Here is a 10,231-nt window from a genome sequence, read left to right as displayed (position 1 = left end):
GGCGGCGGACGTCCCGCCGGGCCCGCCGGCGGGACGTCCGCGCGGCGTTCCCCGATGATCACGGAATCTCCTCGCCATATCCGGGCAAAACCGCGCGCTGACCAGGGTTCGCGCCGCTCCCCGCCGGTAAGGGGACGTCGGAACGGCCGCACGCGCGCACCCGAGGAGAAGCCATGGACCAGCCGCCCGCCGGCGGCGCGCCCGGCGAGGACCCGGACGTCCTGCTGGACGTCCCGGTCGTCAAGGTCGACGAGATCGAGATCGAGGTCGACGAGCTGCGCGCGGACGTGTCGCTGCACGCCGCCGTGCTCGACGTGCTCTCCCTCGGCGTCGGCGCCGAGGTGTCCCTTGGCCGGGTCAGCCTCGTCCTCAAGGGCGTGGAGGCGCAGGCGCTGCTCAAGGTGCGGCTCGACAACGTCGCACGGATCATCGACCGGGTGCTGGAGACCGTCGACGCGAACCCCGACCTCCTGGCCGGGACGGCGCGCGGCGTCGGCGCGGCGGCGGGCGAGCTGGGCCGGGGCGCCGGCGGCGCGGTCCGGGACGCGGGCGCGGGCACGGCGCGCGCGGTGGACGACGCGGGCAGGGGAGCGGGCCGGGCCATCGAGGGCCTGGACGCCGGCCGGGCCGTCCGGGAGGCCGGCCGCGCTCCGGGCGGCGACGTGGGCCGGGCGCGGAACGGGACCGAGGCCCGGAGGCCGCCCCGCCGCCCGCACGTCGGGCGAGAGCCCGGACCGGAGCCGCCGCGCCCCGGCGCACCGCCGCCGGCCCCAGGCCGACCGCCCCGGCGCGACGAGCACGAACGGCGGCGCGACGAGCACGAACGGCGGCGGGACGAACGGGAGCGCGAGCGGCACGAGCGGGAGCCGCAGGCGATGCCCGACGAGCGGGAGCCGCGGGCGGCGCACGGCGAGCGGGACCGGCGGGCGGCGCGGGACGTCCCGGAGCGGCCGGACGACCTCGCGGCGGGCGAGCTGGCGGCGGCGCTGACCAGGAAGTCCGTCCGCGCCGGCCGGGACCTCATCGGCGGCGTCCTCAAGCGGCTGCCGGGAATGTGAGGGGGAGCGATGCCGGAACCGGAACGGAAACCGGATGTGGAGATCGGGGCCTCGGTGAAGGCGGACGAACTCGTCTTCCGCGAGACGCCGGAGGTCACCGAGCGGGCGGGCGCCGAGCCGGAAGGCGAGTCCGGCACCGACACCGACCGGCGGAACCTGCCCCGGCCCGCGAAGCCGAACGTGACCTACCGCGACGTCCGCGTCTCGCACCGCCTGAGCGCACGCCTGACCGGCGCCGACCCGGCCGACGACCCGGCCGACGAGCCGGATGACGACGAGCCGGCCGAGAACGAGCCGACCGAGGACCGGTCGACCGAGCGCGACGGCGACGAGCCCGGCGGCAGGTGACGTCCCGGGGCCGGGACCCGCAGGCCCCGGCCCCGAACCGGACGTGACGGGTCCGTCAGGGCGCGGACGCTCAGGCGGGCTGGTGCACCTGCTTCGCGGCCTCCAGGGTCTCGCGGAGGTGCGTCTCGGCCTCGTTGCTGAGCGAGGTCTGCATCACCTCGCCGCCGTACTCGGCGATCTGCGGGATGACCCGGTCCGGCGTCACGGAGATGACCAGCAGGAACAGCACCGCTCCGCCGGGCTGGAGCTTCGCGCCGACCTCCCGCATGAACGAGTCGTCCACCCCCACGTCCGTCATCGAGCCCCCGGCGGCCCCGGCGGCGGCGCCGACCGCCGCGCCGACCAGCGGCGCGAAGAACAGCATGCCGAGCAGGCCGCCCCACACGCCGCCCCACAGGGCGCCCGTGCGCGTGGTGCTGTGGATCTGGTGCAGCTTGATCTTCCCGTCCGGCCGCTTCTCCACCACCGCGGCGTCGCCGAGCGTGATCAGTTTCCGGCGCTGCATGTCGATCAGCCGGTCGCGCACCGTCACGGCGGTGTCCACGTCCGGGTAGGCGACGGCGATCAGATCGCTCACGGCATCCCCCGATGCTCCGGCGCCAGGGGTGTCCCCGCTGGCGCTCCGATATGCGTTTGATGCCATCTTCGCTGTCATATCGCCAAAGAACTGCAATCCATTGGCATAGAAGCCTTTTGCGCCATTTGTCGCCGTTAGCATGGGGATCATGACGGCGCCCGCAGGTCCTCCCGTGGACGACCGGCTCGTCTCCTGGTGGGGGTCGCTGGAGCGGAGGTCGCCGGAGTCCATCACGACCGTCGTCCTGCACGCCACGGAGATCCCGACGCTGGCGGAGGCGTGGGACTTCGCCGAGCGGAGCGCCACCGGGACCGAGGACGGGACGGGGGTGTGCGGCCACCTCTACGTCGACCGCGACGGCGGCTGCCACCGCTTCGTGCCGCTCGACCGGGTCGCCGCCCACGCCGCGGGCCACAACACCCCGTCGATCGGGATCGAGCTGGTCAACACCGGCCGCCATCCCGACCATTTCCATTCGCGGTCGCAGGACCCCTCCGAGGACTTCCCGCCGGAGCAGACGGCCGCGCTGATGGACCTGCTGACCGTCCTCACCGAGACCCACCCGGCGCTCGTCCGCCTGGTGCGCCACAGCGACCTGGACCAGGAGACGGTCCCCGCGTCCGACGACCCCGGCGTCCTGGTGCGGCGCCGCATCGACCCCGGCCCGCGCTTCCCCTGGGACGACGTCCGGCGCCACTGGGAGCGCCTGACCGGCACGGCCCCCGCCTGACCCGGCCCCCGCCTGACCCGGGGCGTGGACACCGCTAGCCCGGATCGGGGGAGGTGGGGGCGCGGCGCCCGAACCGGGACCGCAGGTCCGCGTCGACCTCGGTGAAGTCGCGCTCCTTCGTCTCCGGGACGAAGCGGCTCACGAAGACCCAGCCGAGCCCCGCGATCACCGCGAAGATCCAGAACGTCTCGCCCTGCCCGATGACGGTCGCGATCGGCAGGAAGACCAGGCTGACCACGAAGTTCGCCAGCCAGTTCACCGCGGTGGACGCGCTGGACCCGGCGGCGCGGGCGCGCGGCGGGAAGATCTCGCCGATCAACGTCCAGAACACCGGCCCGGTGCCGACCGCGTACCCGGCGATGTACAGCACCATGAACACCAGCGAGAGCCCGGACGACCAGCCCGCGACGAACGACAGCCCGAGCAGCGCCATCATGACCGTCATCGCGCCGAGCGAGAACAGCAGCAGCGGGCGCCGCCCGGACCGGTCGATGACACGGATCGCGACCAGCGTCATCACCAGGTTGATGACGCCGATGGCGAGGGAGTAGACGATCGAGTTGGATGCGCTCAGCCCGCTCTTCTCGATGATCGTCGGGGCGTAGTAGATGATCGTGTTGATGCCGCCGAACTGCTGCACGGCCGCCAGGGTCAGCCCGACCACCAGCGCGGGCCGGACGTCGACGGCGAGCAGCGTCCGCCGGCCGGTCCGCCGCCCGCCGTCCCGCCGCGCCCTGTCCCGCTCGTAGCGGTCGAGGAGCCGGTCGGCGGTGGCCTCGTTGGTGACGGAGGCGACCAGCCGGCGCGCCTCGGCCCGGTCCCCGCGCGCGGCCAGCCAGGCGGCCGACTCCGGCAGCACCCACAGCGACGCCGCGACGATCACCGCCGCGGGCACCGCGCCGACCCCGATCATGGCGCGCCAGTCGCCGGCCCCGGAGAACGCGAGGTTGGTCAGGTAGGCGACCAGGATGCCGATCGTGATGAGCAGCTGGTTGAGGGTCAGGGTGCGGCCCCGGATCTCCTTGGGGGAGATCTCCGAGAGGTACACCGGCACGGTCGCCGACGCGCCGCCGACCGCGAGGCCGAGGACCAGCCGGCCGGCCACCAGCATCGCGTAGCCGGTGGACAGGACGGCGATGACCGTCCCGACCAGGAACACCAGCCCCTCCAGGCCGAGGATCCTGCGGCGCCCGATCCGGTCGGCGATCCGCCCCGACCCCATCGCGCCCGCCATCGCGCCGAGCACGAGCACGCTGACCACGCTGGACTGCTCGAACGAGTCGAGCCCGAAGTCGGTCTTGATGTACAGCAGCGCCCCGGAGATCACCCCGGTGTCGAAGCCGAACAGGAACCCGCCGACCGCGATCAGGACCGCCCAGAGCCAGATCTTGCGCAGCCCGTCCGGCGGGACCTCGGAGAACGGCCCCTCGTAGACCGTCGCGGTGGAGAACGCCTGCACGTCAGGCCCGCCGCCCGGCCGCGCGCGGTCCGCGGCCCGCGGCCGCCCGGATCGTCGTCATCGCCGTTGACCTCCCCGATCGGCGCCGGTGCCGATCGGGCCCTACCCTCCGTGATCACCGGCACACGCACCGGTCGCTCCGCGGGGGGCGCGGTCAGTACGGCAGGCGGGCCTCCGCCGCGCCGTCCTGCGCCGAGACGCCCTGCTCGGTGACCCAGACGGCGATCTGCGCGCGCGAGGAGAACCCGAGCTTGGAAAGGATGTGCTCGACGTGCGAGTCGGCGGTGCGCTTGGCGATCGTCAGCCGCTCGGCGATGTCGCGGTTCGACAGCCCCTCGGCGACCAGTGCCGCGACCTGCAGCTCGCGGTCGGTGAGCGGGCAGGCGTCCGGCGCGGGCCCGTCCGCGGCGCCGTCGGGGCCGGGGTCCTCGGGGGCCGGGGGCTCGCCGAGGGCGTCTTGGAGCGCCTGCGCGGGCGCGAGCCGCCCGCCCTCCTCGAACGCGGCGCGGTACCGCCGCTCGCCGAGGGCCTCCCTGGCCTTGCCGATGTGGATCTCCCGCAGCATCGCGTGGTGCGGGCCGAACCACGCGGTCTGGGTGGACTCGCGCATCCGGTCGGCCGCGCCGAGCAGCCGGACCGCGCGGACGTACTCGCCGCCGCTGCACAGGCACCCGGCGATCGCCTCCAGCCCCAGCGTCATGCCCAGCTCGTCGCCGAGGTCGCGCTTGATCCGCAGCGACCGGCAGAGCCGTTCCAGCGACGCGCCGAGGTCGCCCGCGAGCCACAGCGCCAGCCCGCACACGAGCATGCCGTAGGACCGCACCCACAGCTCGCCGTGCTCCTCGCCGATCCGCGCGCCCTGCCCGGCGTGCGCGACCGCCGCCGGGTAGTCCCCCTTGAACAGGTACGCGACGCCCCGGAAGACCTCGACGAGCAGGAAGAGCACGTCGTCGCCGGCGGCGTCCTCGCTCACCCCGTCGGCGGCGCCGAGCAGCCGCAGCGCGAGGTCGACGTCGCCGGCGAACAGCGCCGCGACGCCCTGGCACGAGACGATCAGGGCCGCCGTGTCGGCGTCCCCCTCGGCCCGCGCCTGCACCAGCGCCCGGTCGAGCAGCTCCCCGGCTGCGTCCAGGTCGTTCTGCAGGGCCATCGTCAGGGCCGCGACGCCGAGGAACGCCGACCACCCCTCGCCGGTGGTGTCGCGGGTCTCCAGGAGCCGGTCCATCCAGTGCCGGCACTCGCCCGCCATGCCGTGCAGCATCCAGAGCCGGCCGAGCGCCTCCATCGCGTCCCGGATCGTCGCGGGCTCGGCGGTCGGCAGGACGTGGCCGAGCAGCGCACGGATGTTGGCGCGCTCGCTGCCGAACCAGGCGAGCCAGCCGACCTGCCCGGCGCCGGCCAGCTCGGCGCGCGCGACGCGCAGCCGCCCCGCGTACCAGTCGAAGCAGCGCCGCCTCAGCCGGGTCTCGCCGCCCTGCGCGGCGAGCCGCTCGACGCCGTACTCCCGCAGGCTGTCGAGCATCCGGTACCGGACCTGGCCGCCGCGGTCGGCGCGCTGCACGATCGACTTGTCCACCAGCCCGGTGAGCAGTTCGACGACGTGCTCGGCGGGCAGGTCGTCGCCGGAGCAGACGTGCTCGGCGGCGTCGAGCTCGAAGTCGTCGGCGAACACCGACAGCCGCGCCCACAGCAGCCGCTCCCCGGCCGAGCAGAGCGCGTGGCTCCAGTCGATCGCGGCGCGCAGCGTCTGGTGCCGCGGGACGCTCGTCCGCACGCCGCGGGCCTGGAACAGGCGGGTGCCGAGCCGGCTCAGCACCTGGTCCGCCGAGAACGTCCGCAGCTGCACCGCGGCCAGCTCGATCGCCAGCGGGATCCCGTCGAGCCGGTCGCACAGCCGGACGACGGCGTCGCGGTTGCCGCGGGTGAGCGTCCAGCCCTGGACGGCCGCGGCGGCGCGCTCGGCGAACAGCTTGACCGAGTCGCACTCCTCGGCGTCCGCGCGGTCCGGCTCCGGCCGGCCGAGCGGCGCGACCGCGATGGTGTGCTCGCCCAGCACGTCGAGCGGCTGCCGGCTGGTCGCGAGCACGCGCAGCCCCGGCGCGCTCCGCAGCAGCGCCTCGGTCAGCGCGGCGCACTCGTCGAGCAGGTGCTCGCAGGTGTCGAGGACGAGCAGCACCCGCCGGTCCGCGAGATGGTCGGCCAGCCGGGACGCGGCGGGCTCGCCGCCCTGCTCGACGAGGCCGAGCGCGTCGCAGACCGCCTGCGCCAGCAGCGACGGCTCGGACAGCCCGGAGAGGGCGACGAAGTACACGCCGCCGTCGAACGCGTCGCGCGCCCGGGTCGCGGTGCGGACCGCGAGCCTGGTCTTGCCGACCCCGCCCGGCCCGGTGAGCGTGACCAGCCGGTGCCCGTCGATCAGCCGCCCGACCTGGTCGAGCTCCGCCTTCCGTCCGACGAAGCTGGTGAACTCCGCGGGGAGTCTTCCCGTCTGCCGTTCCAGCGTCACATTCAGCGCCACGCCGTCTCCGAGTCAGTTCCCGCCGGACGCCCGGCAACCAGAGGGGACCTTTGGAGTGTAGTCGCGGTGCTACGGAAGGCGACCGAAAATCGGTACCGGAATCCGTTCATCTACCGATGGCGGATCCCGGCCGCCCCGCCAGGATGGGCATGGCCGCCGGCGGCCGGGGATCCGGGGGGAACCCCCGGCCGCCGGGCCGGACCCCGGCATCGCCACCGTGTCGTCGGCGCCGGTGGCGATGGCGGGCTCTTGCTCCTTTTGACACTCAGTGCCACTATGGCGTGGACCGCTTTATCGGCCCGATGGCAGCGCAGCCGTTGTCCGCCCGAAAAAGGCCTTCCACCTCTGCGTCGTCGGGTCTGACCCATGTGGAGGAAGTAAGCCATGGCGCGTTTGACAGGCAAGGTCGCTTTCATCACCGGCGCGGCGCGCGGGCAGGGGCGCGCGGAGGCCGTCCGGCTCGCGTCCGAGGGCGCCGACATCATCGCGGTCGACCTCGTCGGGTCGGCCAGCTCGTACGTCCCCTACGAGCCCTCCGCCCAGTCCGACCTGGACGAGACCGCCAAGCTGGTGGAGGCGCAGGGGCGCCGCGTGGTGGCCCGCAAGGCGGACGTGCGCGACCTCGCCGCGCTCCAGGCGGCCGTCGGCGAGGGCGTCGCCGAGCTCGGCCGGCTCGACGTCGTCGTGGCCAACGCCGGGATCGTGAACTACGGCCGCACCTGGGAGCTCGAAGAGCAGCAGTGGCAGGACATCATCGACACCAACCTCACGGGGGTGTGGAAGACCGTCAAGGCCACCGTCCCGACGCTCATCGAGCAGGGCCAGGGCGGCTCGATCATCATCACCAGCTCGGTGGCGGGTTTGAAGGGGCTGCCGTTCCTCGCCCACTACGCCTCGTCCAAGCACGGCGTCGTGGGCCTGGCGAAGGTGCTGGCCAACGAGCTGGGCGAGCACGACATCCGGGTCAACACCGTCCACCCGCACGGGGTGCGGACCGGCATGACCGCCGGGACGATGACCGAGCTGCTGGAGCAGAACCCGCTGCTCGGCCCGATCTACATGGCGACGCTGCCCTACGAGATGGTCGAGCCGGAGGACATCGCGAACATCGTCGCGTTCCTGGCCTCCGACGAGGGCAAGTACATCACCGGCGCCCAACTGCCGGTCGACCTCGGCGCCCTCAACCGCTGACGTCAGCGCGGATCGCGGCCGGCCGGGCGGACGGCCGCGATCCACCGTCCGGCGGCCTTGCGCGCCCGTGCTCCGGCCTCGCGCGCCCGTCCGGCGGCGGACGGGAACGACTCGGGGAGCCGGACGTCCGGGAGAAGGGGAGCGGCAGAGCGCGCGCGGGCGGACGCGGCCGTCACACCGGAGCCGTAGGCGACGTCCTCGGCGAGCCGCAGGACCGTGTAGCGGACGGGATCGACGGCCGGACGCTGCCGCAGCCATTCCAGCGCGATCGGGGCGAGCATGGCCGCCGCCGTCGCGCGCGCGACCCGGCTCCGGGGCGAGGCTGCGAGCACGACCAGGCCGAGCGGCCACCACTCGCGCCGCAGCGCGTGCCCGAGCGCGGCGGCGTCGGCGGCGACGCCCTTGCCGACGATGGCGGCGGCCAGGCTCCAGTCGGCGGGCAGCCGCGACAGGCGCCGGGCCAGCAGCGCCGCCGCCACTCCCGCGACGCCGGCGGCCGCGGCCGGGCGTCCCCGCGCGAGCAGCCCGAGCACGGCGAGGTTCCACAGCGACGGCCGGGCCGGCGCGAGGCGGCCGGGGTGGCGCCGGGCGAGATCGGCCGCGGACGTGCCGTACTCGTGCCGCCGCCGCGCCCAGGCCGCCGGGCGCAGCCGCGGCGTGTGCGCGACGCGTGCGGCGGGCTCGTAGCGGACGTTCCATCCCTGGTCGCCCAGCCGCCAGACGAAGTCGACGTCCTCGCCGAGCCGCAGGTCCTCGTCGAACGGATCGTCCGGGACGGCAGCGACCCGGACCAGCAGCGTCGCGGTCGGCACGAACCCGAGCCGGCCGCCGGGACGGACCAGCGCGGGCCGCAGGCCCATGTCCAGCGCCGACCGCGCGGTCTCGTAGCGGGCCAGCAGCCCGGTGTCGTCCGACAGCGGCACGACGCGGGGGGCGACGGCGGCGACGCGGGGGTCGTCGAAGTGCGGGACGAGGACGTCGAGCCAGCCCGCCATCGGGCGGCAGTCGGAGTCCACGAACGCGGCGAACCGCGTCTCGACCAGGCGCAGGCCGGTGTTGCGCGCCGCCGCCGGGCCCCGGTTGCGGGAATGCCGGACGAGCCGCGCGCCGTACGCGTCCGCGACCCGCCGCAGCGGTCCGGGGTCGGGCGACGCGTCGTCCACGACGACCACCGGCACGTCCCCGACGGCGGCCAGGGATCGTTCCAGCTCGTCGGCCCGCCCGTAGGCGGGGACGACCACCGTCACGTCGTGCGGTCCGGGACGCGGCGCCGGCAGCGGGTCGGCCATGCCGAGGTCGAGGAGCCTGCGCGCCAGCGCCCGCCCGAGCGGCGAGGGGTCGGCGAGGCCGGCGCGGCCCGCCCGGCGCAGCGCCGCCAGGTGCGGGCGCGCCGCGTCCGCCAGCCGCACCACCTTCCAGGGCGCGCCGCCGGTGGCCACGCGCCCGCCCGACCAGAGCGAGGTGTCCCGGGCCAGCGCGACGGGCAGGCTCGCGGGCAGCCGGAACCGGTTCTTCGGCGCGCTCATGTTCTTCGGCGGTGTCATGGCCGCGCGGCGGCGGGGTCGATGAGCCGGCCGCGCTCGTCCGTTCGCCGGCCGCCGATGCGGCGGACGACCGACGCCACCATGTCCGCGGTGATCTCGCGGCCCCGCTCGGCGGACGCCCCGGCCGGGTCGCCGAGCACGCCGGACGGCGAGAGGGCGCGCACGCCGCCCGCGACCAGGTCCGGCATGATCGCGGCGAGCGAGCGGGTGTCCCCGGTGACGCCGCCGAAGGGACGCACCAGGCCGGGGGCCAGATGCAGCATCACGGACGTCTCGGTGAACCCGGCGTGCGCGTCGCCGCCGGGCACGCCGCAGCCGACCCAGGCGGTGTCGTGCCCCTCGGCCCGCATCCGCCCGGCGGCGGCGTCGAGGGTGGGGACGTTGCCGCCGTGCCCGTTGACGAAGACGACGCGCCCCGCCCACAGCGCGAGCGACCGCACGGTCTCCACCAGCACCGCGTTTAGCGCCTCGTGCCCGATGGAGACCGTGCCGGGGAACCCGGCGTGCTCGCCGCTCGCCCCGAACGCGATCGCCGGCGCGACGAGCACCTGCCCGTCCGACTCCGGGCGCAGGGCGTCCGCCGCGCGCGCGGCGACCGCCTCCGCGATGACCGTGTCGGTGGACAGCGGAAGGTGCGGTCCGTGCTGCTCGGTCGACCCGACCGGCACCAGGACGAGCGGGGCCGCCCGGACGTCCGTCCAGGCGGCACCGGCCAGCCCTCCGGCACCGGCCAGCCCTCCGGCACCGGCCAGCCCTCCGGCACCGGGCGGGTCTCCGGCACCGACCGGGTCTCCGGGGCCGGGCAC

Annotated in this window: 9 protein-coding genes; 4 read left to right on the top strand and 5 right to left on the bottom strand. The window is 75.2% G+C overall.

Features of this window, described 5'->3' with window-relative positions; genetic code table 11:
- Positions 1–173 precede the first annotated feature (173 nt).
- Positions 174–1,058 (top strand): hypothetical protein, encoded by an 885-nt coding sequence (locus ABT299_RS44640; protein ID WP_500254503.1) that lies wholly within the window; start codon positions 174–176, stop codon positions 1,056–1,058.
- A gap of 9 nt (positions 1,059–1,067) precedes the next feature.
- A complete protein-coding gene (locus ABT299_RS44635) occupies positions 1,068–1,406 on the top strand; it encodes a hypothetical protein (protein WP_387031103.1) in 339 nt (112 codons plus the stop codon).
- Between the two features lie 70 nt (positions 1,407–1,476).
- Here the strand turns inward: ABT299_RS44635 and ABT299_RS44630 are convergent, their stop codons facing one another.
- Complete coding sequence (locus ABT299_RS44630; protein ID WP_190865238.1) at positions 1,477–1,983, bottom strand: DUF1269 domain-containing protein; 507 nt, start codon at positions 1,981–1,983, stop codon at positions 1,477–1,479.
- Positions 1,984–2,131: 148 nt separating this feature from the next.
- Here ABT299_RS44630 and ABT299_RS44625 point away from each other — a divergent pair, with 148 nt between their 5' ends.
- On the top strand, positions 2,132–2,713 hold the full coding sequence (locus tag ABT299_RS44625; protein WP_500254502.1) for an N-acetylmuramoyl-L-alanine amidase: 582 nt from the start codon (positions 2,132–2,134) through the stop codon (positions 2,711–2,713).
- Positions 2,714–2,747: 34 nt separating this feature from the next.
- Here ABT299_RS44625 and ABT299_RS44620 read toward each other — a convergent pair whose 3' ends face one another.
- Both ABT299_RS44620 and ABT299_RS44615 read right to left on the bottom strand, forming a co-directional pair.
- A complete protein-coding gene (locus ABT299_RS44620) occupies positions 2,748–4,172 on the bottom strand; it encodes a sugar porter family MFS transporter (RefSeq protein WP_500254501.1) in 1,425 nt (474 codons plus the stop codon).
- 154 nt (positions 4,173–4,326) lie between these two features.
- Positions 4,327–6,690, bottom strand: a complete 2,364-nt coding sequence (locus ABT299_RS44615) for an ATP-binding protein (RefSeq protein WP_500254500.1) — start codon at positions 6,688–6,690, stop codon at positions 4,327–4,329.
- A 384-nt stretch (positions 6,691–7,074) separates the two neighbouring features.
- Between ABT299_RS44615 and ABT299_RS44610 the strand changes: the two genes are divergently transcribed.
- On the top strand, positions 7,075–7,881 hold the full coding sequence (locus ABT299_RS44610) for a mycofactocin-coupled SDR family oxidoreductase (RefSeq protein ID WP_190865232.1): 807 nt from the start codon (positions 7,075–7,077) through the stop codon (positions 7,879–7,881).
- Between the two features lie 2 nt (positions 7,882–7,883).
- Here the strand turns inward: ABT299_RS44610 and mftF are convergent, their stop codons facing one another.
- Positions 7,884–9,407 carry a mycofactocin biosynthesis glycosyltransferase MftF gene (gene mftF, locus ABT299_RS44605; RefSeq protein ID WP_500254499.1) on the bottom strand — a complete coding sequence of 508 codons (1,524 nt, stop codon included), beginning with the start codon at positions 9,405–9,407 and terminating at the stop codon, positions 7,884–7,886.
- Between the two features lie 14 nt (positions 9,408–9,421).
- The gene (gene mftE, locus ABT299_RS44600; protein WP_500254498.1) at positions 9,422–10,231 is read right to left on the bottom strand and encodes a mycofactocin biosynthesis peptidyl-dipeptidase MftE; all 810 of its coding nucleotides are present in this window, start codon (positions 10,229–10,231) and stop codon (positions 9,422–9,424) included.

The organism is Spirillospora sp. NPDC000708, assembly GCF_040299565.1.
In the GTDB taxonomy this organism is placed as follows: domain Bacteria; phylum Actinomycetota; class Actinomycetes; order Streptosporangiales; family Streptosporangiaceae; genus Spirillospora.
The sequence above is the reverse complement of the archived record's forward strand: the minus strand, read 5'-3'. Positions and strand labels throughout refer to the sequence as shown.

Coding starts and splice junctions, on each gene's coding strand:
- ABT299_RS44640 (WP_500254503.1), top strand. CDS start 174: ATGGACCAGCCGCCCGCCGGCGGCGCGCCCGGCGAGGACCCGGACGTC.
- ABT299_RS44635 (WP_387031103.1), top strand. CDS start 1,068: ATGCCGGAACCGGAACGGAAACCGGATGTGGAGATCGGGGCCTCGGTG.
- ABT299_RS44625 (WP_500254502.1), top strand. CDS start 2,132: ATGACGGCGCCCGCAGGTCCTCCCGTGGACGACCGGCTCGTCTCCTGG.
- ABT299_RS44610 (WP_190865232.1), top strand. CDS start 7,075: ATGGCGCGTTTGACAGGCAAGGTCGCTTTCATCACCGGCGCGGCGCGC.
- mftF (WP_500254499.1), bottom strand. CDS start 9,407: ATGAGCGCGCCGAAGAACCGGTTCCGGCTGCCCGCGAGCCTGCCCGTC.